This window comes from Acutalibacter sp. LFL-21 (genome assembly GCF_025630755.1).
In the GTDB taxonomy this organism is placed as follows: domain Bacteria; phylum Bacillota; class Clostridia; order Oscillospirales; family Acutalibacteraceae; genus Acutalibacter; species Acutalibacter stercoravium.
Window position 1 is genome coordinate 152,792 of the sequence record NZ_JAOTNT010000001.1, and the last position, 23,791, is coordinate 176,582.

The 23,791-nt window shown below is 62.2% G+C and carries 23 protein-coding genes, 1 other RNA gene and 1 pseudogene; 16 read left to right on the forward strand and 9 right to left on the reverse strand.

Features of this window, described 5'->3' with window-relative positions; translation table 11 throughout:
• Window positions 1–11: 11 nt before the first annotated feature.
• From thiS to thiC, 8 genes are read left to right on the forward strand one after another with little or no spacing between them, the layout of a single operon-like run.
• Entirely contained in the window at window positions 12–206 is a 195-nt protein-coding gene (gene thiS, locus ODJ80_RS00680) for a sulfur carrier protein ThiS (protein ID WP_263040483.1), read from the forward strand.
• Window positions 190–843, forward strand: a complete 654-nt coding sequence (gene thiF, locus ODJ80_RS00685; RefSeq protein ID WP_263040484.1) for a sulfur carrier protein ThiS adenylyltransferase ThiF — start codon at window positions 190–192, stop codon at window positions 841–843. The genes thiS and thiF overlap by 17 nt, the downstream gene beginning before the upstream one ends.
• A gap of 29 nt (window positions 844–872) precedes the next feature.
• Entirely contained in the window at window positions 873–1,646 is a 774-nt protein-coding gene (locus tag ODJ80_RS00690) for a thiazole synthase (RefSeq protein WP_263040485.1), read from the forward strand.
• Window positions 1,647–1,658: 12 nt separating this feature from the next.
• A complete protein-coding gene (gene thiH, locus ODJ80_RS00695) occupies window positions 1,659–2,918 on the forward strand; it encodes a 2-iminoacetate synthase ThiH (RefSeq protein ID WP_263040486.1) in 1,260 nt (419 codons plus the stop codon).
• Complete coding sequence (locus ODJ80_RS00700; protein ID WP_263040487.1) at window positions 2,911–3,516, forward strand: thiamine phosphate synthase; 606 nt, start codon at window positions 2,911–2,913, stop codon at window positions 3,514–3,516. Before thiH ends, ODJ80_RS00700 begins: the two co-directional genes overlap by 8 nt.
• On the forward strand, window positions 3,513–4,163 hold the full coding sequence (gene thiE, locus ODJ80_RS00705; RefSeq protein ID WP_263040488.1) for a thiamine phosphate synthase: 651 nt from the start codon (window positions 3,513–3,515) through the stop codon (window positions 4,161–4,163). The genes ODJ80_RS00700 and thiE overlap by 4 nt, the downstream gene beginning before the upstream one ends.
• The gene (gene thiD / locus ODJ80_RS00710; protein ID WP_263040489.1) at window positions 4,160–4,957 is read left to right on the forward strand and encodes a bifunctional hydroxymethylpyrimidine kinase/phosphomethylpyrimidine kinase; all 798 of its coding nucleotides are present in this window, start codon (window positions 4,160–4,162) and stop codon (window positions 4,955–4,957) included. Before thiE ends, thiD begins: the two co-directional genes overlap by 4 nt.
• Window positions 4,958–4,960: 3 nt before the next feature.
• Entirely contained in the window at window positions 4,961–6,268 is a 1,308-nt protein-coding gene (gene thiC, locus ODJ80_RS00715) for a phosphomethylpyrimidine synthase ThiC (RefSeq protein ID WP_263040490.1), read from the forward strand.
• Window positions 6,269–6,332: 64 nt separating this feature from the next.
• Here thiC and ODJ80_RS14120 read toward each other — a convergent pair.
• A pseudogene (locus ODJ80_RS14120) lies at window positions 6,333–6,635 on the reverse strand (FAD-dependent oxidoreductase); the annotation flags it as partial.
• 352 nt (window positions 6,636–6,987) lie between these two features.
• Window positions 6,988–7,335, reverse strand: a complete 348-nt coding sequence (locus ODJ80_RS00720; protein ID WP_178863744.1) for a phenylpyruvate tautomerase MIF-related protein — start codon at window positions 7,333–7,335, stop codon at window positions 6,988–6,990.
• Between the two features lie 121 nt (window positions 7,336–7,456).
• On the opposite strand from ODJ80_RS00720, the gene ODJ80_RS00725 reads away from it, so the two are divergent.
• The gene (locus ODJ80_RS00725) at window positions 7,457–8,635 is read left to right on the forward strand and encodes an ROK family transcriptional regulator (protein ID WP_263040491.1); all 1,179 of its coding nucleotides are present in this window, start codon (window positions 7,457–7,459) and stop codon (window positions 8,633–8,635) included.
• 88 nt (window positions 8,636–8,723) lie between these two features.
• On the opposite strand, the gene ODJ80_RS00730 is transcribed toward ODJ80_RS00725, so the two are convergent.
• From ODJ80_RS00730 to ODJ80_RS00755, 6 genes are all read right to left on the reverse strand, one after another.
• Window positions 8,724–9,674 carry a dihydrofolate reductase family protein gene (locus ODJ80_RS00730; protein WP_263040492.1) on the reverse strand — a complete coding sequence of 317 codons (951 nt, stop codon included), beginning with the start codon at window positions 9,672–9,674 and terminating at the stop codon, window positions 8,724–8,726.
• Between the two features lie 12 nt (window positions 9,675–9,686).
• Window positions 9,687–10,421 carry an SDR family NAD(P)-dependent oxidoreductase gene (locus tag ODJ80_RS00735; protein WP_263040493.1) on the reverse strand — a complete coding sequence of 245 codons (735 nt, stop codon included), beginning with the start codon at window positions 10,419–10,421 and terminating at the stop codon, window positions 9,687–9,689.
• 27 nt (window positions 10,422–10,448) lie between these two features.
• A complete protein-coding gene (locus ODJ80_RS00740) occupies window positions 10,449–10,829 on the reverse strand; it encodes a TIGR03792 family protein (protein ID WP_178863752.1) in 381 nt (126 codons plus the stop codon).
• 330 nt (window positions 10,830–11,159) lie between these two features.
• Entirely contained in the window at window positions 11,160–11,723 is a 564-nt protein-coding gene (locus tag ODJ80_RS00745; protein ID WP_178863754.1) for a flavodoxin family protein, read from the reverse strand.
• Between the two features lie 19 nt (window positions 11,724–11,742).
• Entirely contained in the window at window positions 11,743–13,266 is a 1,524-nt protein-coding gene (locus ODJ80_RS00750) for a permease (protein ID WP_263040494.1), read from the reverse strand.
• A 68-nt stretch (window positions 13,267–13,334) separates the two neighbouring features.
• Window positions 13,335–14,888 (reverse strand): uracil permease, encoded by a 1,554-nt coding sequence (locus ODJ80_RS00755; RefSeq protein WP_263040495.1) that lies wholly within the window; start codon window positions 14,886–14,888, stop codon window positions 13,335–13,337.
• Window positions 14,889–15,334: 446 nt separating this feature from the next.
• Between ODJ80_RS00755 and smpB the strand changes: the two genes are divergently transcribed.
• A complete protein-coding gene (gene smpB / locus ODJ80_RS00760) occupies window positions 15,335–15,802 on the forward strand; it encodes an SsrA-binding protein SmpB (protein WP_178863766.1) in 468 nt (155 codons plus the stop codon).
• A gap of 62 nt (window positions 15,803–15,864) precedes the next feature.
• Window positions 15,865–16,214: a transfer-messenger RNA gene (gene ssrA, locus ODJ80_RS00765) on the forward strand.
• Window positions 16,215–16,640: 426 nt separating this feature from the next.
• On the opposite strand, the gene ODJ80_RS00770 is transcribed toward ssrA, so the two are convergent.
• On the reverse strand, window positions 16,641–17,540 hold the full coding sequence (locus tag ODJ80_RS00770; RefSeq protein ID WP_263040496.1) for a dihydrodipicolinate synthase family protein: 900 nt from the start codon (window positions 17,538–17,540) through the stop codon (window positions 16,641–16,643).
• Window positions 17,541–17,723: 183 nt separating this feature from the next.
• On the opposite strand from ODJ80_RS00770, the gene ODJ80_RS00775 reads away from it, so the two are divergent.
• From ODJ80_RS00775 to hydG, 5 genes are all read left to right on the forward strand, one after another.
• Window positions 17,724–18,875 carry a helix-turn-helix domain-containing protein gene (locus ODJ80_RS00775; protein WP_263040497.1) on the forward strand — a complete coding sequence of 384 codons (1,152 nt, stop codon included), beginning with the start codon at window positions 17,724–17,726 and terminating at the stop codon, window positions 18,873–18,875.
• Window positions 18,862–20,037: a sialidase family protein gene (locus tag ODJ80_RS00780; RefSeq protein ID WP_263040498.1), complete on the forward strand. Its 1,176-nt coding sequence runs from the start codon at window positions 18,862–18,864 to the stop codon at window positions 20,035–20,037. The genes ODJ80_RS00775 and ODJ80_RS00780 overlap by 14 nt, the downstream gene beginning before the upstream one ends.
• A 272-nt stretch (window positions 20,038–20,309) precedes the next feature.
• Window positions 20,310–20,561: a TM1266 family iron-only hydrogenase system putative regulator gene (locus tag ODJ80_RS00785; RefSeq protein ID WP_178863781.1), complete on the forward strand. Its 252-nt coding sequence runs from the start codon at window positions 20,310–20,312 to the stop codon at window positions 20,559–20,561.
• The gene (hydE, locus tag ODJ80_RS00790) at window positions 20,558–21,661 is read left to right on the forward strand and encodes a [FeFe] hydrogenase H-cluster radical SAM maturase HydE (RefSeq protein ID WP_263040499.1); all 1,104 of its coding nucleotides are present in this window, start codon (window positions 20,558–20,560) and stop codon (window positions 21,659–21,661) included. Before ODJ80_RS00785 ends, hydE begins: the two co-directional genes overlap by 4 nt.
• 656 nt (window positions 21,662–22,317) lie before the next feature.
• On the forward strand, window positions 22,318–23,733 hold the full coding sequence (gene hydG / locus ODJ80_RS00795) for a [FeFe] hydrogenase H-cluster radical SAM maturase HydG (protein WP_263040500.1): 1,416 nt from the start codon (window positions 22,318–22,320) through the stop codon (window positions 23,731–23,733).
• The last annotated feature ends 58 nt before the right edge of the window (window positions 23,734–23,791 follow it).

Genomic DNA, 23,791 nt, shown 5'->3' on the forward strand with positions numbered 1-23,791 from the left:
GAGGAATGGATATGGTAACAGTCAATGGGCAGGCCCAGGACGCGGCGGGCAAGACCCTGGCGGAGCTTCTGGCCTCTGCCGGATACGAAACCGGCCGCATCGCCGTGGAGCGCAATGGGGAGATCGTCCCCAAAGCCCAGTACGCCTCCACTGTGCTGGAGGACGGCGACGCGCTGGAGGTGGTCCGCTTTGTGGGCGGGGGCTGAGGGCGGCCCGCCCGCCAGGAAAGCAATGGAGGCCTCCCTCCGGGGGCGGATCGGCCCAGCTCTGTGGGAGCGCTTCCAGCAGGCCACGGTGGCGGTCTGCGGGCTGGGGGGGCTGGGTTCCCACATTGCGCTGGCCCTGGCCAGGGCCGGGGTGGGCACGCTGCGCCTCTTCGACTTTGACCGGGTGGACCTGTCCAACCTGAACCGCCAGCAGTACAAGGCCTCTCAGATCGGGCTGGAAAAGCCCATGGCCTTGGCGGAAAATTTGCGGGAGGTCAACCCGTACCTCCGTTTGGAGCCCCATGCCCTGCGGCTGACAGAGGAAAACATTCCCCTGCTGCTGCAAGGAGCCCAGGTGGTCTGCGAAGCCTTTGACCGGCCGGAGGAAAAGGCCCTGCTTACCAACACCGTGCTGGAGCGCCTGCCGGAAACGTACCTGGTGGCGGCCTCCGGCATGGCGGGGCTGGGGCCTGCCAACGCCATCCGCACCCGGCGGGTGGGGTCCCGGCTCTACCTTTGCGGCGACGGGGAAAGCGATGTGCAAAACAGCAGCCTGTTCGCCCCCCGGGTGATGCTCTGCGCGGCCCATCAAGCCCAGGCTGTACTGCGCATCCTAGCCGGGGAATTTGACGTTTAACTTTATTTTTTAGAAAGAGGGAATCGACCATGAACACACAGGACACTTGGAGCCTGGGAGGCAGGGAATTCACCTCCCGGTTCATTTTGGGCTCGGGGAAATACTCCCTGGAGCTGATTGAGGCCGCGGTGCGGGACGCCGGCGCCCAGATGATCACCCTGGCGGTGCGCCGGGCCAACACCACCGAGAAGGAGAACATCTTGGACTACATTCCCCAGGGGGTGACGCTGCTGCCCAACACCTCCGGCGCCCGGAACGCGGAAGAGGCTGTGCGCATTGCCCGCCTGGCCCGGGAGCTGGGCTGCGGGGACTTTGTGAAAATTGAGATCATGCGGGACACCAAGTACCTGCTGCCCGACAACCAGGAGACCATCAAGGCCACGGAAATCCTGGCCAAAGAGGGCTTTGTGGTGATGCCCTACATGTACCCCGATTTAAACGCCGCCCGGGACCTGGTCAGCGCCGGGGCCGCCTGCGTGATGCCCCTGGCCTCCCCCATCGGCTCCAACAAGGGTCTGGCCACCCGGGACTTTATCCAGATCCTCATTGACGAGATCGACCTGCCCGTCATTGTGGACGCGGGCATCGGCCGGCCCTCCCAGGCCTGCGAGGCCATGGAGATGGGCGCCGCGGCCATTATGGCCAACACCGCTTTGGCCACCGCCGGGGACCTGCCCCTGATGGCCGCCGCCTTCCGCCAGGCCATCGAGGCGGGCCGCAAGGCGTACCTCTCCGGGCTGGGGCGGGTGCTGGCCCGGGGCGCCAGCGCCTCTGACCCCCTGACGGGCTTTTTGCGGGACTGAGGGGGCGTTATCATGGCACAGCGGGAAAACCAGTTTTTGATCGACTCTGAATTCCTCTCCCCCCAGGCTTTGGAGAAAAAGCACCGGCTGGAGACGGACCCCTCCTCCCGGAAGAGCCACCTGGAGTACCTGCCCGGCATGGAGGTGCTCCACTCGGACGTGATGGAGAAGGTGCTCTCCCAGATGGACAGCTACGACTACGCCCAGTACACCGCCCGGGACGTGCGGGCCGCCCTGGAGCACGAAACCTGCACCATCGAGGACTTCAAGGCCCTGCTCTCCCCGGCGGCCGAGCCCTTTTTGGAGGAGATGGCCCAGCGGGCCTGCCTGGAGACCAAAAAGCACTTCGGCAACACGGTGTACCTGTTCACCCCCTTGTACATCGCCAACTACTGCGAGAACTACTGCGTGTACTGCGGCTTTAACTGCTACAACCACATCCACCGGATGAAGCTCTCTCTGGGGCAGATTGAGCACGAGATGGAGGTCATTGCCCAAAGCGGCATGGAGGAAATCCTCATCCTCACCGGGGAGAGCCGCTCCATGAGCTCCGTGGAGTACATCGGCGAGGCCTGCAAGCTGGCCCGGAAGCACTTCCGCAACGTGGGGTTGGAGATCTACCCTGTCAACACCGGCGAATACCGCTACCTCCATGAATGCGGGGCGGACTACGTCACCGTGTTCCAGGAGACCTACGACCGGGACAAGTACGAGACGCTGCACCTGATGGGCCACAAGCGGGTGTGGCCCTACCGCTTCGACGCCCAGGAGCGGGCCCTGCGGGGCGGCATGCGGGGCGTGGCCTTCTCGGCCCTTTTGGGCCTGGCGGATTTCCGCAAGGACGCCCTGGCCAGCGCCTTGCACGTCTACTACCTCCAGCGGAAGTACCCCGCGGCGGAGATGTCCCTCTCCTGCCCGCGGCTGCGGCCCATCATCAACAACGACAAGATCAACCCCCTGGACGTGGGCGAGCGCCAGCTGTGCCAGGTGCTGTGCGCCTACCGCATCTTCCTGCCCTTTGTGGGCATCACCGTCTCCTCCCGGGAGAACGCCGCCTTCCGCAACGGCATTGTGCGCATCGCTGCCACCAAGGTTTCCGCCGGGGTGAGCACCGGCATCGGGGACCACGAGAGCAAATACCAGGGGAAGGAGGCCGAGGAAACGGGCGACGAGCAGTTTGAGATCAGCGACGAGCGCAGCCTCTCCCAGATGTACCAGGACATGGCGGAGGAGGGCTTGCAGCCCGTCCTCAACGATTACCTCTATGTTTGAGATCCTGTGCGTCACCGCCAGGGCGCTGTGCCCCAACGACTTTCTTTCCCAGCTGGAGCGGGTGGCGGCCGCCGGGGTGGACAAAATCATCCTGCGGGAGAAGGACCTGCCGGAGCCAGAGTACAAGCTTTTGGCCGCCCAGGCGCTGGCGCTCTGCCGCCGGTATGGGGTGGAGTGCGCGGTGCACAACTTCCCCCAGACAGCCAAAGAGCTGGGCGCCCCCGCCCTGCACCTGCCCCTCCCCCGGCTGCGGGCGCTCTCCCCGGAGGAGCGGGCAGCTTTCCCGGCGCTGGGGGCCTCCTGCCACAGCCTGGAGGATGTGCTGGAGGCGGCGGAGCTTGGGTGCTCCTATGGCACACTGGGGCACATCTTCCCCACCGGGTGCAAGCCGGGCCTGCCACCCCGGGGCGTGGAGCTGCTGGCACAGGTGTGCCAAGCCTCCCCCCTGCCCGTGTACGCCATTGGGGGCGTGGGGCCGGGGAACATCGCCCAAGTAAAACAAGCTGGGGCCGCCGGGGCCTGCGTGATGAGCGGCCTGATGACCGCCCCCGACCCGGCCCGCCTTGTGAGCCAACTGAGAAAGGAGGCGGGAGAATGAACTTCACCGCCCAAAACCTGCTGCTCTACGCCGTGACGGATCGGGCGTGGGTGGGCAGGCAGACTTTGCTGGAACAGATAGAGTCCGCGCTGAAAGGCGGCGCCACCTTGGTGCAGCTGCGGGAAAAGGATCTTTCCCGGCTGGACTATATCCGGGAGGCCGCCCAGGCCACAGCCCTGTGCCACCGCTACGGGGTGCCACTGATCGTCAACGACTCCCTGGAGGTGGCCCTGAAAAGCGGGGCTGACGGCGTCCACGTGGGCATCGAGGACCAGCCGGTGGCGGAGATACGCCGCCAGGCGGGCAAGGGCTTCCTCATCGGGGCCACAGCCAAAACCGTGGAACAGGCCCGGGCCGCCCAAGCCGCCGGGGCGGATTACCTGGGGGTGGGGGCGGTGTTCCCCTCCCCCACCAAGAAAAACGCCATCCGCATCACCACGGGGCAGCTGCGGGAGATCTGCGCCAGCGTGTCCATCCCCTGCGTGGCCATTGGGGGCATCAGCCGGGAGAACCTGCCCGCCTTGGCGGGGGGCGGCATGGACGGATTTGCCCTGGTCTCCGCCATCTTCTCCCAGCCGGACATCGAAGCCGCCTGCCGGGAGCTGCGTGCCCTGGCGGAGCGCGCTGTAAAGGAGTGTAACCCATGAACACATGCCTATCCATCGCCGGAAGCGACCCCAGCGGCGGGGCGGGCATCCAGGCGGACCTGAAAACGATGACCATGAACGGCGTATACGCCATGTGCGCCATCACCGCGCTGACCGTGCAGAACACCTTGGGCGTCACCAACATTTTAGAGGTGGAGCCGGAGTTTTTAGGCCAGCAGATTGACGCCGTGTTCCAGGACATCCGGCCCGACGCGGTGAAAGTGGGCATGGTTTCCTCGGCGGGGCTCATCCGCGTCATCGCCCAGAAGCTGCGCCAGTACGGCGCTCAAAACGTGGTGGTGGACCCGGTGATGGTCTCCACCAGCGGATCCCGGCTGCTGGAAAACGACGCTGCCGCCGCCCTGCGGGAAGAGCTGTTCCCCCTGGCCGCGGTGGTGACGCCCAACATCCCCGAGGCCCAGGCCCTTTCCGGGCAGGACATCCACACCCCAGAGGACATGGAGGCCGCCGCCAAAGCCGTGGGGGACGCCTATGGCTGCGCCGTGCTGTGCAAGGGCGGCCACAGCCTCAACGACGCCAACGACTACCTGTACTGCCAGGGGCAGGGCCGGTGGTTCTTGGGCCAGCGCATCGGCAACCCCAACACCCACGGCACCGGCTGCACCCTTTCAAGCGCCATTGCCGCGAACCTTGCCAAGGGCCAGGACCTGGAAACCGCCGTGACAAACGCCAAGGCGTACCTCTCTGGGGCCCTGGCGGCCATGCTGGACCTGGGCCATGGCAGCGGCCCCTTAGACCACGCCTATCCACTGAGAACCCACAAGGAGGACTGACCTATGGAATACACCACCCAAATGGACGCCGCCCGCAAGGGCATTGCCACCCCCCAGATGAAGATTGTGGCGAAGAAGGAGCGCATGCCTCTGGAAAAGCTGATGGAACTGGTGGCAAAGGGCCAGGTGGCCATCTGCGCCAACAAGGCCCACACCTGCCTGAACCCCGAAGGCGTGGGCAGCATGCTGCGCACCAAGATCAACGTGAACCTGGGGGTCTCCCGGGACTGCAAGGACTATGACATCGAGATGAAAAAGGTGCAGAGCGCCATCGACCTGGGGGCCGAGGCCATCATGGACCTGTCCTCCCACGGGGACACCCAGCCCTTCCGGAAAAAGCTGGTGGCCGAGTGCCCCGCCATGATCGGCACCGTGCCGGTGTACGACAGCGTCATCCACTACCAGCGGGACCTGGGCACCCTCACCGCCCAGGACTTCATCGACGTGGTGCGCCTTCACGCGGAGGATGGGGTGGACTTTGTCACCCTGCACTGCGGCATCACCCGCAAGACCATTGACCAGATCCGCCGCCACAAGCGGAAGATGAACATTGTCAGCCGGGGCGGCAGCCTGGTGTTCGCCTGGATGACCATGACCGGGGAGGAAAACCCCTTCTACGAGCACTTCGACGAGATTCTGGACATCTGCGAACAGCACGACGTGACCATCTCCCTGGGGGACGCCTGCCGGCCCGGCTGCCTGGCCGACGCCACCGACGTGTGCCAGATTGAGGAGCTGGTGCGTCTGGGCGAGCTGACCAAACGGGCCTGGGAGCACAACGTCCAGGTGATGGTGGAGGGCCCCGGCCACGTGCCCCTGAACCAGGTGGCGGCCAACATGCAGGTGCAGCAGAGCATCTGCATGGGGGCGCCCTTCTATGTGCTGGGCCCCCTGGTGACGGACATCGCCCCGGGATACGACCACATCACAGCCGCCATTGGCGGGGCGGTGGCGGCCATGAGCGGCGCGGCCTTCCTGTGCTACGTCACCCCGGCGGAGCACCTGGCCCTACCCAACGTGGAGGACGTAAAGCAGGGCATCATCGCCTCGAAAATCGCCGCCCACGCCGCGGACATCGCCAAGGGCATCCCCGGCGCCCAGGAGATAGACGACAAGATGGCCAACGCCCGCCGTGCCCTGGACTGGGAAGCCCAGTTCGCCTGCGCCCTGGACCCCGAGACCGCCCGGGCCATCCGAGACAGCCGCAAGCCCGAGGACGACCACAGCGACACCTGCAGCATGTGCGGCAAGTTCTGCGCCGTGCGCAGCATGAACAAGGCCCTGAGCGGGGAGTACATCGACATTCTGTAACCCGTGCCTTTACCTTGGTAAAAGAGCCGTAATACCGCTCATACTGTTCCTCGGAGCAATCGTACACATGGATGTCGATAGCCTTGGCGAAAATGGCGATTTGGTCTGGGAATTTCCGCCGGGCGGTGTAATCCTCATACCCCAGCACATACTCCCCCTGAATGCGCCTGGATTCCCGAATGCCCATCATGGCCGCAGTGGTCACCAATTGGAGCTTCGGAAGGTCATAGTATTTCTGGTAAAAGCGCAGGTACTCCTGCACCAGGCGGCGGCCCCGCACCATGCCCTGGGACAGGCTGGCGCAGTTTGTGGAGCTCATCCCAAACACATGGCCCGCGTTCATGGAACCTAGATTTCCCATGCTCATAAACAGGCCGGGCACATGGTGGTCCGGCTGGGAGAAGAACCCATCGGCAATGGCCTGGTCGATTTTGGCCTGATGGTCCGGCAGGCCCACATCCTGGTATCCCGTTTCGCGTCAGTCCACGCCAGAGAGCAGGGCGCACAGAGTGGGCGGCATGATGTTGGGAGTGTCCGTGCCCGCGTCCCAACAGCGGACGCCGTGAGCAGCATGGCGCCAGCCAGCAACAGAGCCGCCAACTTGATTTTCTTTGCGCTTTCACAGTTCCACAAAAAAACGCCTGCTTCGCCAGGGAGGGGTTCCCCCTTTCTCCAAAAGGGAGGCCTCCTTGGGCAGCAGGCGTTTTCTTGTTCAGCATTTAGAAATTCCCGTTATTCCAGCCCCAGTCAGGAGAGGCCAAATAGCGGACATACAGGTCCTTGGGGTCTACGCCCAGCTCCTTCTGGAACAGGGCGCACACCTCCTGTGTCATCCGCTCAGAGCCCTCTCTGTCAATTTTGTTTCCGAACACCTTCACCTCTACAATCGCCAGGGGCTTGGCGCTCTCTCCCCGGAACCACATGCGGCACTGGTCCTCCAGGGTGACCATCAGCCAGTCCTCCGTCTTCTCAGGCAGATGGGTGATGATGCGCCCCAGCTGGCTTTTCACCGTCTGGGCCGTCTCGTTGGAAACCTGCACGTTCGTCTTGATTTGGATGCAAGGCATGATAAAGACCTCCTTCTTCCAGGGCCTCTTTTCCCAGGGCCCTGGAACTTTTCTAACAAATATAGTATAATCCATTTTAGAACAATTGGGCAGTGCCCAAAGCAGAAAAGAGCGATCCGCCATGAAAATCACGCAGACAAAGGACATCCGGGCAGCCAACCGCTGGGAGATTATGCGGCAGGTGCTGGGGAACTACCCCATCAGCCGGGCGGACATCGGCCGCCGCACCGGCTTGAACAAGGCCACGGTTTCCACCATTGTCAAGGAGTGGATTGACGCCGGGCTGCTGATGGAAACCGAGCTGGGCCACTCGGAAGGGGGGCGCAAACCCATCCTCCTCTCCCCCCTCCACGGGGCGGGCTGCGCTGTGGCCCTGGACATTGATATCAGCCGGGTTCAGGCCATTTTAACGGACCTCTCGGGAGAGACCGTCCTGGCCCGGGAGCAGTTCCCCACCCAGGGGGAGGATTTCCCCCGGGTGTATGAGCGGGTGTGCCAGGCGGTGGACAGGCTTTTGGCCCAAATGCCCGCCTCCCAATATGGGCTGGTGGGCATGGGGGTGGCTGTCCACGGCGTGGTGGACCTGTCCGGGCTGATCCGCTTTATCCCCCGGCGGGGCTGGCGGAACGTGGACCTGCGCAGCCTGCTGGCAGAGCGCTACCAGGTTCCGGTTTCCCTGGACAACGACGGCAACCTGGCCGCCCTGGCCCAGCAGGAACTGATCAGCGGCACGGGGGAGTGCCTGCAAAGCCTGGCCATGGTCAACATTGGCGACTCCATCTCTGTGGGGCTCATCACCAATGGCGAGTTGTTCCGGGGCTTCCACGGCTTTGCCAACGCCATCGGCCACCACACCATCAATTTTGACGAGCCCGCGCAGTGCTCTTGCGGCAAATATGGCTGCTGGGAGCAGTACTGCTCCGACGGCGCCCTGATCGCCTATGCCAACTCTGTGCTCTCCCAACCCATTTCTTCCATTCCAGAGCTGGCGGACCTCATCCGCCGCCAGGACCCCACCGCGCGGCAGGTTCTGGACCGCTTCATCACCTACCTGGCTGTGGGGCTGACCAACATCATCTTCATCTTTGACTGCCAGGTCATTGTCATCAGCTCCGAGCTTCTTTCCGCCCTGCCCTATTACATGCCCGACATTCTGGGGAAAATGGTGCTGCCCATCACCCACGCGGAGGAGGTTGTGCTCTCCCCCCTGGGGAAAAGCGGGCCCATTCTGGGCGCTGCCCACCAGGCCATCTGCCAATTTTTTCAGGATATGGCAAACGCCGCGGAAACAAACGGCTGAACCCTGTTCTCAGCAAAAGAGGAGCCGCTGGAAGGCTCCTCTTTTTTATAGGATGGATCCCGCCCGTTCAAGCTGCGGCTTTCCGCGCTCAATCGTAAAGCAGCTTGTGGCGGAGATAGAAGAAATGATCGCTGTGGGTGTGGATGGAGAGCATCCGGGTGTGGGGGTGGTCCTCACTGGTGAACTCCTTGCCGAACTTGCCAATGGTCAGCGCCTGGCCGCCCACATAAATGCAGGAGTAGTTGAAGAACAGCTCGTCCATCATCTTCTGGCTTACCAGGTAGTGCATGTAAGAGGGGGTCTCCACCAGCAGCCGGTCAATGCCGAACTTCTTCAGCACATACAGGGCCACCTTGGAGTCGGGGGCGGTGTCGCCGGTGCCGATGACCAGCACCTTGTCCGCGTTCTCCTTCATGCCCTGGATGAGCTCCTCTGTCACAGCCTCCATGGAGGGGGCGTCCACAAAGTAAGCCTCGTTTTTCAGGTTCTCCCTTACCAGCTCCATGCCCTTGCGGGAGGTAGAGATCATCACGGGCACCTCGGGGGTGTTGAAGAGGATGTGGCCGAAGGGGATGTCTGTGGCGTCCAGAGAGGTGATGATGTTCCAGGGCACCGGGTTCTTGCCGTTTGCAATGCGCATGTCCTCCATGTCCTGGTCGAACACATGGCAAGTATAGTCGGCTTCGGCGTTCATGGTGCCGGCGCCCAGCATCACGCCGTCGGAAACAGCCCGCAGCATATTCAGGATGAACCAGTCGGCGTCGGCGCCGGCGGGGTCATATTTGTTCTTCTTGGCGATCAGGGGGCCCTGGGGGGCGTCTGTAAAGGCAATGCGCCCGTCGATGGAGGTCACCAGAGAGGTGTAGGTGCAGGGCCGGTCCTCGTGAAGCTCCAAAAACTTCAGGTCGCCGTAGATCTTCTGGATCTTGGGGCAGCTCATGGTCTCCACCTGGCAGCTTTCCAGCTCCTTGCTCTGGTAGATGCGGGTCAGGTGCAGGCGGTCCACGTCGAAGGGCATTTTAAACAGGGATGTAGCCATGGTGTCCCTCCCTTAGATCAGGCTGCCGCCGCAGACGTTCATAATCTCGCCGGTGATAAAGCCGCTGTCCTCGCTGCAGGAGAGGAACCGCACGGCGTTGGCCATGTCGGCCACTTTGCCCATCTTGTGCAGGGGGTACAGGGAAGCGTACGCCTCCTCCAGGGCGGCGGGGTCCTCTGCATCCAAAAAGCGCTGCTCTGTCATGGGGGTGCGCACCAGGCCGGGCAGCACGCAGTTGACCCGCACCTTGGGGGCGTACTCCAGGGCGATGCACTTGGTCAGCATAATGACGCCAGCCTTAGAGGGGCAGTAGCCAATGCGCTCGGGGATGGGGCGCACGCCCAGGTCGGAGCCGATGGTGACAATGGAGGGGTCCTCGCTCTTGACCAGCTCTTTCACAGCGGCCTTGCACATGTTGAACACGCCGCCCAGGTTGATGGAGATTTCCCGCATAAAGGTGTTGTACTCGGTATTCTCCAAAGAGCCGATGAAGGTGACGCCGGCGCAGCACACCAGCTTGTCCACCTGGCCAAAGGCCTCCACAGCCTTGTCCACTACGTTCTGGGCCTGGGCGGGGTCGGTCAGGTCGGCCTGAACGTAGATGGCCTTCTCGCTTTCGATCTTCATAGCGGGCTCAATGCCGCAGCCCACCAGGCGGGCGCCCTCTTCCAGGAACATTTTGGCCACGCCCTCGCCAATGCCAGAGCTGGCGCCGGTGACGATGACCACTTTATTTTCAAATTTCATTGCACACAAGTCCTTTCCCTGACAGTTTTAGATGCGCTCGAAGCGGCTGTAACGATGGATGCCAAAGTTCTCCTCGTTCTGGATGCAGCGGGTCAGCTTATAGGGATGCTGGAACTTGGACTCGAAGCGGGCGATCAAAGCGGCCTGCACTTCCTTATCGTCCACCTTGCGCCAGCTTTCAAGGCTCTCCCACACAAAGATGAAGTGCATCTCGCCGGGCTTGTTGTCGTTGACCCAAACCTCTTTGTACAGGAAGGGGATGTGGTCGAACAGGTCGCTTTCCGCCTCGCCCAGGGTCCAGACCTCGTGGTCCACATCCAGGAATTCCTGAACGTGCTCGGGAGCGGTCTCAAAAATCAGGTGTTCTACGGGATAGTGCTCGCCTTTGACATAGGTATAGCCTTGCATGATTGTATCCTCCTGTTTTTTCATGTTTCAGTATCAGGGAAGGGGAGCGGCGGAGCCGCCCTGTTCCCTGGTTTTTTGTTGTTCAGATTGGGGCTTTCTTGGTCCCGGCCGGGGCCGCGGGCCAGCCGCCTGGGGCGGCGTGCGCCCTTGCCCCTGGATTTCTTTTTCGGCTGCGCCGGTTAAGGCCGCGAGACGCTTCTCACCTGCCGGTTCGGTCAAGCGCTGAACGGTCTCCACAGGAGACCAGCGCCCCGCGCTCTGCAAGCCTTTTGAAAGAAGGCCAGTACGTCCTGCGGACGTACTGCGAAAACTTTACGCCGCTTCGCGGTTTTATTCCTGCGCGGCCTTCATCTTCTCCGCCAGCTCCACCACCTGCTGGGCGATGTCCGGGCGGGTCTCCAGGGAGTCATGGTCCGAGTTGGGCAGGCAGACCTCGCCCAGGCACTCGGTGCTCAGGTCGTTCAACAGGTTCTTCAGCACCAGCTCGCCGCCCAAAAACTGGTTGGGGAAGCTGGGCGCGCCGCCCACCATGAGGATGGCGCCCTTGCGCAGGGGCTTCTCGGGCATATCGTTGCGGACATGGCCCGCCCAGTACACCTGGAAGCGGTCGATGAGGGCCTTCATCTTGCCGGTGATGGAGTGGAAGTACATGGGAGAGGCCAGCACCACGTTGTCGGCCTCCTCCAGCAGCCGGTAGACTTCGTCCATGCCGTCGTGGATGGAGCAGCCCTTCTTGTGCCAGCAGTAGCGGCAGTCCTTGCAGGGGGCGATGTTTTCCGCGCGGTAGGCGTCAATGATGGTGTACTCGCCGCCCAGGGTGTCCAGGAACAGCTTCACCATCTGGTTGGTGTGGCCGTTCTTCCGGGCCGCACCGGTGATGACTAGGGTTTTCATAGGACAGATTCCTCCGGAATTATTCTTGCTTGGCGGCCGCCAGGGCGGCTGCTTTTTCCGCCTCCAGGTCCGCCTGATGGGCCTTCTGGTTGAACTTGATGAAATGCAGGACCAGGAAGGCCACGGCCAGCACGCAGTAGGCCGCCACAAAACCCAGGTCCGGGCTGTACGTATCGGTGAACAGCAGGCCCGGGGAGTGGATCATGCCGATGCCGGTAAGGGCCAGGGCAACCACGTTGGTGATGGCGACCTTCATCCACTCGTTGTCAATGATGAACACGAACACGCAGCCTACCAGCAGGCCCACGAACGCCGAACCGGGGTCGAAGGCCAGGAAGCCCTGGAGCTTGCCCTCGGCCACATTGTCCATCATAAAGTCCATCACAACGGGCAGGGAGGCCATGATGACCGCGGGGTAATACTTCTTGGTGACCACCTCGAAAGCCTGAGAGTAGCTGGAAATGCCCACAAACACCAGGATGGGCAGCACCACGGCCTCGGGGATGAAGGCGGTGATGATGGCGGACAGGCCGGTCAGGCCCACCAGGGCGTAGAGCACCACAATGCCCAGATGGTAGCCCGTGCCGGAGCCCATCTTCTTCCAGCCGGGATAGCCCCAGTACAGGCCCACAGCCAGGGGGTTGCCGAACAGGGCGCCCACCATAGAGGCCACGCCGCACAGCACCAGGGGCTTGGTGGTGGTGAAGAAGGTGTCGCCGCACTCCTTGGCCTGCTCAACGGCCTGGATGCCGGTGATGACCTCGTTCAGGGAGAACACGATGACAATGGGCAGGAAGGGCAGGGTCTGGGAGATCACGTCCCCAGAGAAGATGCCGAAGGTCACGTTGGGAATGTAGAAGTTCAGGTTCTGCAGGGAGTCCGTCACGGTGGAGAAGCTCATGGAGCCGGTGACCCAGGCGATGCCGGCGCCCACCACAATGGCGATAAGGGCGGCGGGCAGCTTGGTGTTCACCTTGCCCAGGTAGATGACAAACAGCACAATCAGGGACAGCCAGCCAACCAGGGGCATTTTCAAGGTGCCGTCCATGGACTGCAGGATCAAGAAGGCCATGGCGCCGCCGGCCAGGCTGCCGAACAGGGCGCCCGCGGGGACGATCCGCAGGATCAGGGGCACCACAAAAGCGCCGATGATGAACACCGCGCCGCCGATAAAGTGGGCCAGCACGCCCACCTTGAAGGCCATCTCCGCGTCGCCGGTGGTGTTGAACACCGGCAGCATGATGGAATACAGCCAGATGAACATACGGCCGGCCTGCAGGCCAGCGGGCACGGCAGTCAGGTTCGCGTCGCCGCGGCTCTTGGCGATGTGGCGGTAGTAAAGCCACAGGCCGCCGTTCATCACCAGCACCGTCACCAGCACGCCGGGCATCATGGTGCCAAACACCGTGCCGCCGTCCAGGCTAAAGGTGCCCAGCAGAATGGCCACGGCCACAATTACCTTGGAAAACCCATCGAAGAATACACCGATGGAAGCGTCCAAGTCCGCTTTTTTGAACAGTGGAATTTTTACGCTGTCCGTCATTTTTCTTCCTCCTAATGATGAAAAAGTTCCTTTATGTGGCACGCCCCGCTTTCCAGGGCGAAATCACCTTAATTTTGCAGCGGGCCCGCGGCGGCCTCCTCCTGCGCCTGGGGCTTGCGGAACAGCAGGCCCTTGGCCACCAGCCAAGCCCCTGCCACCAGGTACACCACCCCAAAGGGAAGGCTCTCCGCTGGGAACAGCGCCACCGAGGGCGCGTGGATCATCCCGATGAAGGAGCAGAAGGCCAGGGCCGCCGCAAAGGAAGCGGCGTGGAAGTATTTCTTGTCCAACACATAGGCCAGCAGCCCCGCCAGCAGCAGGCTGGAGAGGAACGCCCCGTTACCCAGGTACTGGATGCCGTTGATGGGCACCGAGTACTCCGCAAACTGGGCGGCGGTCAGGGCGTCCACCGTGGTGCCCGCCGCCTGAACCGAAGAGCTGATCTGGGTTTGGATATACTGGAACAGAATGGGGATCAGAGAGAGAAGCACCACGTTGACGTACTTCTTGTCCAGCTCCTGGAAGGTGGAGGCCGTCACGGAGAAGCCCACGAAGATCAGCAGCACCATCACCGCTTCTGTGGGGATGAGGGCCATCAGCACGCCGGTCAGGCCGGTCAGGCAGATGAGCAGGTAGGCCCCCGCGTTCACCAGGGAGAAGCCCGCCCGGGCCCCCAGCTCCTTCCAGCCGGGATGGCCGAAGTACACCGTGGTGGGGAAGGGATTTCCAAACAGGCTGCCCAGCATGGTGGAGCATCCGTCCATCACCATGGAGCGGCGTTCGGGGTACACATCCCCCACCGCCTTGGCGGCCTCAATGCCCTGAAGGGTGGAAAGGAAATTGTTGATCTGCAGGGGGATAATGACCGGCAGGAAGGGGAAGATGCCCTTCAGGCCTTTGACGATGTCCACACCGCAGAAGGTGGGCGGGTAAAAGCCCAGGTCCGAGAAGGAGGCGGTGAAGTTCTCCCAGGTCAGGCTGCCGGTGCACCAGGCGATGACAGCGCCCAGCACCACGGCAATGACGCCGGTGGGGATCTTCTGGAACCGCCGGTCTGCCTTGCCCAGATAGTCGATGATGACCATGCAGAAAGGCAGCAGGGCGTAGATGGGCTTGTCGAACACCATGGCGATGCCCACAAAAGAGAGCCACACCAGCGCCGAAGAGGCCATGTTGCCCATCAGGGCGCTGTGGGGCACCACCTTCACAATCCAGCGGCCGATAAAGCCGCCCAGCACCTCGATCATGCCGCCAATCAGAGAGGACGCCAGGCCCACCTGGAAGGCCAGCTCCGCATCGCCAGTCTGCCAATAAATAGGCCCCATGATAAGGTACAGCCAGCCCGTCAGCTGAGAGGCCCCAATGCCAAAGGGCTGGGCGGTCACATCTTGGCGCTGCTCTTTTTTAGCCAGGGCCCACGCCTCGTAAAAATACCACAGGTTGCCCGCAAAAATAGCCAGGCCCACGCCTGGCACAATCTTCCCCAGCACGATGTCCGCCGGCATGCCAAACACAAACAGCATGATGCCTGTGGCGGACAGAATCTTTGAGAAGCCGTCGAAAAAGATGCCGATAGAGGCGTCGATATCGCCTTTGCCCCACCAGCGGTACTTGAATTTCATGGTTCCACACTCCACTTGCTTGATATTGGACCGGTTCCCTCGTCCGCAGTTCAGCCTTTTGTTTAAGACTTAAACTATCCATTGCTTAGAATACTACTGATTCCCCCTTTTGTCAATCCTTTATCAAAGCTTTTGCGCTTCGTGAAAAAGCAGGAAATTCCCGCTCTCTCCCCTCTGTTTTCGGCAAAAATCACCCCCTTGCGGGAACCCCGCTCGGGAAAAACTCCGCTATACCGGCTTTTCGGCCTTTCCCCTGGGTTCCGCCCCATTTTTCTTTTCCATAGAGAGTATGGGTAAATATTTTTCTTTTTTTCACAGGCCGCCCTCTCTCCTGAAAAAATTGCCTCCGGGGGAAAATCCCTTGCACTTCGACAGGCAGGTGTGGTATAATAAGTGTTCCAAGCAAGGCATCAGTTTGGAGGAAATTCCGCAAAGGAGGAGTGACCGTGGCAGGCAAGGCCAACACAAAAACCATTGCCCAAAACAAAAAAGCCTTCCACGATTACTTCGTGGAAGAGAGCTTCGAGGCCGGCATCGAGCTGAAGGGGACAGAGGTAAAGTCCCTGCGGGCGGGCCGGGCCAACCTGAAGGACGCCTGGTGCTCCGTGGTAAACGGGGAGATGGTGCTCAACGGCTGCCATATCAGCCCCTATGACTTTGGCAACATCTTCAACCCCGACCCCATGCGGGTGCGGCGGCTGCTTATGCACAAAAAGGAGATCCTGCGGCTGTACGGCATTGTCAAGCAGCAGGGGTATTCCCTCATCCCCCTGTCTTTGTACTTCAAGGACTCCCGGGTGAAGGTGCAGGTGGGCCTGTGCCGGGGCAAGAAGCTCTATGACAAGCGGGCCGACATGGCGGAGAAAGCCGCCAAGCGGGACATCGAGCGCGCCATAAAAGAGCGCAACCGGTAAATGTACCTCTTCGGGCGGTGCGCCGCCCAAAACCCAAGGGCAGCCCTGGCTGTCCCAGATAGGGGGATGTAAAGGTTTCGACGGGGAAGGAGAGCCCTGGTAAGCGAGCAGCGGTGCGGGACCGCTATAAAATCCGCAACCTTTAAAATTAAACGACAACGAACCTGTTGCTGTTGCTGCCTAACTAAGGCAGCCGTCCTCCCCCGGAGCACCGCGGCCGGGGCTAGGGCGTCGATAAGCGGTGAACGTGAACGGGGCTATGCCCTTACCCCCGTCATGACCTAAGGGCTACCAAAACCCCCAGCCTGCTTTTGGGCGGGGGGCGGCGGGAATCTTAAAACAGAAGCTACGCTCGTAGAAAGCCTTGGTAATCCTTTTTCGGACGCGGGTTCGATTCCCGCCATCTCCACCAGCGGCAAGCTGCCGCTCCCCATTCGCGCACCTCACGTTGTGGGGTGCGTTGTTTTTTGTGCCCGCGCTTTCAGCATTCATTTTTCTTTAGTAGGACGGAGCCTGGACGCAATTGGCCTTCCAGGCTCCGCTTTTTCTTTTGCCTTGCCGCCCGCGTTTATAGCAGGTATCTTTTTGTCAACGCCTCCCAGGCGGCAAGCTGCCGCTCCCCATTCGCGCACCTCACGTTGTGGGGTGCGCGTTTTTTCCTGCCCGCGTTTACGGCGGGCGTCTCGTTTGTCACCCCGGCCAAGCCCCAACGCCATTCGCGTTCTGGGCACGGGCTTTCTGCTGCGCCCCCCGTCTTCTCCCCTTGCCGCAAAGGCCCCGGAAAGGCAAAAGGGGCCTCCGGCGCCTCACGCGCTGGAAGCCCTCCTTCCCCCTTCTGTCAGCCCATTCCCTTCTCCCGGTTTTCCTCCAAAACCCGTTTCAGGGCCGCGGCCCCCTCTTGGGGCAGCAGATGGAACGGGGCCCGGCACCGGCCCACATCATATCCCAGCATGGCCACCGCCGCCTTGATCACCGTGCCGGAGCCCCCATATTGAAAGCACTTCCGGAAAGAGGCCAGGCTCTCCTGCTCCCTTTGGGCGCCCTCCCCGTCCCCGGCGAGAAACCGGTGATAGAGGGAGACCAGCGTGCGGGGGTACACGTTGGCGCACCCGGCTACGGCCCCTTTTCCCCCGCTGCGCAGGCAGTCCAGGATCAGCCCGTCGTTGCCGGAGAGGACCGCGAAGTCCCTGCTTTTGCCAATCTCCAAATAGGCCAGCATGCTGTTCCAGTCCCCGGAAGAATCCTTGATGCCCACAATATTGGGAAGCTGGGCCAGCCGCGCCACCGTCTCGGGCAGAAGGGCATTCCCTGTGCGGGCAGGGATGTTGTAAAGCAGAATGGGCAAATCCACCGCCCGGGCCACGGCGGCATAGTGGTCATAGAGTTCCTGTTGGCTGGCAGCCCCAAAGCTGGGGGTGACGATGCTGAGCACGTCGGCCCCTTCCTCACAGGCCATGCGGGATTGGGCGGTGGTCTCCCGCGTGGTGACGCAGCCTGTCCCCGCATACACCGGGACCCTTCCCCGCACCTGGCTGACGGCGGCTTTCAAAATCTGCCGTTTCTCCCCGCCGTCCAGGGCATAGCCCTCCCCGTTGGTGCCAAAGCAAAAAATCCCATGCACGCCGCTTTCCAGCAGCCGCTCCACCTGGCGGCGCAGCTCCTCCAGGTTGACCTCCTCGTCCGGGCCCATGGGGGTGATGACAGGCGGGATGATGCCCCGCACTTCTACAGGCTTCATTCCTTTTTCCTCCTTTTGTCTCTCCAGCCGGCGGGCCGGATTCTTTGCTTTTAGGATACAGGCTTTCCCCCCGCCGCGCTACAGGGCCTGGTGGGAAAAGTGTTTCAAATTCAAACACTTTTTCAAAAAAAGGAGTGGACGCCCCCCGGGACTGTGGTATACTGGTGGCAGGGAACAGAAAGGATGGCGCTGGAATATGGTGAGTACGCGATGAGGGTGTTCGGAGAGGTCCCGCAGGAGGAGGCCGCCCTTTTTCTGGAATGGGCCGCCAAGGCGTTTCCCCAAGTGCGCCTTACGGTGGAGGGGGAGGCTCCCCAAGGCCCCCCTGCGGGACGGGGGCCTTCTCCCCGGGGGGTTTGCGGCCGCAGGGGAGAGACCTACTGGAAAAGCGCCCCCCAAATCGACTGGGAGGTGCGGGAGGGCCTGTATGGGCTGGAGGGGCTGGAACCCTCTCTGCGCCGCGCCCTAAAACGCCTGGCCCCCTCGCCCAAGCCCCTTCTGCTGCTGGGGGAAGTGGGCTCTGGCAAGGACTACGCCGCCCGGCTGCTCTACCAAGGCGGCCTGCGCCCCGGCGCCTTTCTGGAGGTGGACTGCCAAACCCTCTCCCCCAAGGGAGCGGCCTTTTTCTTTGGCCACGCGGACTCCCCCTTATTCCGGCCGGGGAACACCCTCTATTTCAAAAACCTGGAGGCCATGTCTCCCCCTTTGCGGGAGACCTTGATCGACCTGCTGGACAGCGGCTACACCCTGCGGCAGAACAAGCTGCTGCTCTCCGTCTCCACCACCCTGGCGGATGACGCCGGGAAAATAGCGGGGGAGTTCTTCCAGCGTTTAGGCTGCCAGACCTTCCGGCTGCCCTCCCTGCGGGAATCTCCCCCCTGGATTCTCCACCTGGCAGAGGGTTTCCTGCTGGGAGAGGGCGGGCGCCCGTCCCTTCAGGCCGGCCCCCAGGCGCTGGAGCTGCTGGCGCAATCCCCCTGGCCCGGCAACTATATGCAGCTTTCCAACGTGCTGGAGCGCCTCCAGGCCGGGGCACAGGGGACGATTCTCCCCCAGGACGTGGAGAAGGCCCTGGCCCAGGAGGAGCTGATGGCACAGCAGGCCAAAAGCTCCATCCCTTTGGATTTATCCCGCCCCCTGGAGGAGATCCACCGGGAGATTGCCCGGCGGGTGCTCCGCGCCAAGGGGGGCAACCGCTCTCAGGCGGCGGCAAGCCTGGGCATTGCCCGCTCCACCCTTTGGAGGCTCCTCAAAAAAGAGGGGGACGCTCCGGGCGGGGGCCGCCCCCGCGAAACACACGAAGAAGGAGGAACCCCTTTTGATGAAACACCTTGAATCCCTTGTGAACGACGGCTGCCTCTACACCCTTCCCGGCTCCCCTGAAAAGGTGGAGGCCATTCTGCCCACAGACCGGCGCTCGAACCACGCCTCCTCCCTGATCGAGCTGGAAAACGGGGACCTGCTCTGCGCCTGGTTTGCCGGCCTGGCAGAGGGCAGCAGCGACATCTCCATTGTGGCCGCCCGCCTGCGGGCAGGTGCGGACCGCTGGGAGTACGAGGGGGTGCTGTCGGAAGACGCCCAGTGCTCTGAACAGAACCCCTGCTTTTTCCAGGAGAAGGGCGGCACCCTGTGGCTGCTGCACACAGCCCAAAAAAGCCGCGGGACCATGACAGAGGCAGAATGGCTTGCCCTAAAATCCCAGGGCAAGGTCACCGGCAACTTCTCCATGCAAGAGACCGCCCAGATCCGCCGCCGCCTTTCCCAGGACCAGGGCCGCACCTGGCAGCCCACCACCGTGTTCTCCCAGAAGCCCGGCTCTTTCTGCAGGCACCCCATTTTGGAGCTCTCCAACGGGGACTGGCTCTTCCCCATGTGGTACAGCGTGGAGGACCCCCACTCGGACAAGCAGTACGGCAAGGACTACTCTGTGGTGCGGCTCTCTCACAACAGGGGCGGAACCTGGGAGGAAGTGCCCGTGCCGGACTCTGTGGGCCGGGTCCACATGACCGCGGTGGAAACCCGCCCGGGCCATCTGGTGGCTTTCTTCCGCAGCCGGTGGGCAGACTGCGTCTACAAAAGCCTCTCGGAGGATTACGGCCGCACCTGGTCGGCGCCCACCCCCACCCTTCTGCCCAACAACAACGCCTCCATCCAGGCGGCAAAGCTCCCCAGCGGGGCCATCGCCCTGGTCTTCAACCCCTATGGCCTGCCGCCCCGCGAAAAAAAGGAGGTGGAGTGGCCCGGCCTGCGCTGGAGCGTCTCTGTGGCCATCACCGAAGACGAAGGCGAAACCTTCCCCCTGCAAAGGGTGATTGAGCCGGGCAGCGGCTTTACCGGCGCGGAAAACCGTTTGGAAAACGCCGCCTTTGAATACCCCTGCCTGCTGGTTGGACGGGACGGAGCCATCCATATCGCCTATTCCGCCTGGAACCGCCGGCACATCCACTATGTCCGGGTGACAGAGGGGTGGCTGCGTTCCTCTCCAAAAAATCAATAAAAGCTCTTAAATTTTAATTGAATCCCATTGGCTTCTGTGCTATAATACAGCTGTCCCGTTTCTGAACGGCCCGGCCGCTCCCCTGTAGAGCGCCCGGCAGAAAGCGGCGGGACCCGCGCCAACCTGGCAATTTCTCACGCAACGTGCTCTGACGCTGAAATCCTCTTGAGGCGGAAGGCTTGGAAAAAAGGATCTTTTCACGGGGCCAGCGCCCCTTCCTTTGCCGTGCCTTTCGGGCGCGGCTTTTTATTTTGTCAGAAAGGAGAAACCAAATGGAGACACGGATCGCCGTTGTCGGCATTGTAGTGGAGGAAGAGGAGTCTGCAGAGGCCCTCAATGAGATCCTCCACGAATACCGGGAATACATCATCGGCCGGATGGGCATTCCCTACCGGCAGAAAGGGCTGAACATCATCAGCATTGCCGTGGACGCCCCCCAGGATGTGATCTCCGCCCTCTCCGGCAAGGTGGGCCGTCTGCCGGGGGTCAGCTCGAAAACAGCCTATTCCGGGGTGCGGCCATGAGCCGGGCCCTGGCGCTGGCCCGGCAGCTGGCAGATACCCACAACCTGCCGGACGGGGACCTGCTCTACCTGCTGGAGCACTGGGACCCGGAGGCGGCGGAGCTGCTGCGCAGCCGGGCCCAGGCCCTGTGCCAGGAAGTCTATGGCCGCCGGGTGTTCATCCGGGGGCTCATCGAGTTCACCAACTTCTGCAAAAACGACTGCTACTACTGCGGCATCCGCAAAAGCAACCGGCAGGCCCAGCGCTACCGCCTGAGCCAGGAGGACATCCTCGCCTGCTGCGGGATGGGCTATGGGCTGGGGTTCCGCACCTTTGTGCTCCAGGGCGGGGAGGACCCCTGGTTTACCGACGAGCGCCTGTGCGCCATTGTGCGGGCCATTAAGGCGCGCTGGCCGGACTGCGCCGTCACCCTTTCCGTGGGGGAGCGCAGCCGGGAGAGCTACCGCCTGCTGCGGGAGGCCGGGGCCGACCGGTACCTGCTCCGCCACGAGACCGCCACCCCCAGCCACTACCAGAAGCTCCACCCGCCGGAGCTCTCTCTGGCCCACCGGCTGGCATGCCTGGGGGATTTGAAAGACCTGGGCTACCAGGTGGGGGCGGGCTTTATGGTGGGCTCTCCCTGGCAGACCTGGGAGGACCTGGTGCGGGACCTGCGGTTTTTAAAGGATTTTCAGCCCCACATGGTGGGGATTGGGCCCTTTCTAAGCCAAAAGGACACGCCTTTCCGGGACTTTCCCAACGGCAGCGGGGAGCTGACCTTGTTTTTGCTCTCCGTCATCCGGCTGCTGCTGCCAGAGGTGCTGCTGCCCGCCACCACGGCCCTGGGCACCCTGCTGCCCGGCGGCCGGGAGCAGGGCATCCTCCACGGGGCCAATGTGGTGATGCCCAACCTCTCCCCCCAGGACGCCCGGGAAAAGTACACCCTGTACGACAACAAGCTCCACTCGGGGGCGGAGGCCGCGGAGAGCCTGGGCCTTTTGCGGGAGAGCCTGAGCAAGATCGGATATGAGATCCCCATAGACAAAGGGTCCGGTCCGTGGCCGGACTGGACGAGTCGCGCACGGCGCTTTAAGGCGCCGGAGCTGGCTGAGAGCCGCTAACTGGAAAGCCCGCGCCCAGTGCCTGGGCTCTCAAGTCGCGGTCCGTGGCCGGACTGGACAAGACGCGAACGGCGCTTAAAGGCGCCGGGGTTTGCGGGGAACGGCTGGCAAGCGGCCCGCGCTTGAGTTCGGTGGAGACAAGGAAAAGTTTTTAGTCAAGTTTTTTTCAAAAAACTTGCGAGGTGTGGAGCAGAGCTCCACGGCCCTAAGGGGGTTGCAAGGGTCCTGGTCCCCGGTGGGGACCGTTCAGGACCGACCGAGCCGGCAGGCGAGACCCGTAAGCCCCTGCCTTCCTAAGCGTCAGCAAAAAAAGGGGGGACGAATGTCCCCCTCTTGGGACAGCACAAAAGCCGTTGCCCCCGAGCCGAAGAGATCAAAAGGGTCAAGTATAGAAAAAAGCCAGGTTTTATGCGGCTTTCAGAACTTGACCCAAGGGTCGAGAGTCCCTCTGGTTTCCCTCACTCTTGCCCCTGTTTTCCTGCACTCTTGACCCTGGGGACAAGTTTAAAAACCCAGGTTTTATGCGGGTTTTGGCCGCTCTTGACCCTCTGGAATATTCAAGTGGACCCTGTGCCGGCAAGAGGGGGCTTTCCCCCTCTCTCACTATTACAACTGATGGGAAAGTGTTTCTGACCCAAAAGAAAGGATGATTTTCCATGTACAACCCCAAGTCTTTGAAAGCAGAGGAATTTATCGACCACCAGGAGATCCTGGACACCCTGGAGTATGCCGACGCCAATAAAAACAACGTGGCGCTCATTGACGAGATTTTGAACAAGGCCCGGGAGCGCAAGGGCCTGTCCCACCGGGAGGCCTCTGTGCTGCTGGCCTGCGACATCCCCGAGAAGGTCCAGGAGCTGTACGCCCTGGCCGAGCAGATCAAGAAGGATTTCTACGGCAACCGCATTGTCATCTTCGCGCCGCTGTACCTCTCGAACTACTGCGTCAACGGCTGCCTGTACTGTCCCTATCACCAGAAGAACAAGCACATCCCCCGGAAAAAACTGACCCAGGAAGAGGTGGAGAAAGAGGTCATCGCCCTGCAGGACATGGGCCACAAGCGCCTGGCCATCGAGACCGGCGAGGACCCTGTCAACTGCCCCATTGAGTATGTGCTGGACTGCATCCACACCATCTACTCCATCAAGCACAAAAACGGCGCCATCCGCCGGGTGAACGTGAACATCGCCGCCACCACCGTGGAGAACTACCGCAAGCTGAAGGAGGCGGGCATTGGCACCTACGTCCTGTTCCAGGAGACCTACCACAAGGAGAGCTACGAGCACCTGCATCCCACCGGCCCCAAGAGCAACTACTGCTACCACACCGAGGCTATGGACCGGGCTATGGAGGGCGGCATTGATGACGTGGGCCTGGGGGTGCTCTTCGGCCTGGAGCTGTACCGCTATGAGTTCGCGGGCCTGCTGATGCACGCCGAGCACCTGGAGGCCGTCCACGGGGTGGGGCCCCACACCATCAGCGTGCCCCGTGTAAAGCACGCCGACGACATCGACCCCGACGAGTTCGACAACGGCATTGACGACGACACCTTCCTGAAGATCTGCGCCTGCATCCGGGTGGCGGTGCCCTACACCGGCATGATTATGTCCACCCGGGAGAACCAGTCCGTGCGGGAGCGGGCGCTGCATCTGGGCATCTCCCAGGTATCCGGCGGCAGCCGCACCAGCGTTGGCGGCTACACCGAGGAGGAGCGTCCCCACGACACTGAGCAGTTCGACGTCAGCGACAACCGCACCCTGGATGAGGTGGTGGCCTGGCTGATGGAGCTGGGGTACATCCCCTCTTTCTGCACGGCCTGCTACCGGGAGGGCCGCACCGGCGACCGGTTTATGAGCCTGTGCAAGGCCGGGCAGATCCAGAACTGCTGCCACCCCAACGCCCTGATGACCTTGAAGGAGTACCTGATGGACTACGCCGCCCCGGAGACCAAGGCCATTGGGGAGAAGCTGATCCAGGCGGAGCTGGGCAACATCCCCAAGGAGAAGGTGCGGGAGATCTGCAAGGACCATTTGGAGAAGATCGAGCAGGGCATCCGGGACTTCCGGTTCTAAGCCGGCCCAGTGCCTGGGCACTCAAGTCGCGCACGCCGCTTTAGGGCGGCGGGGCCTG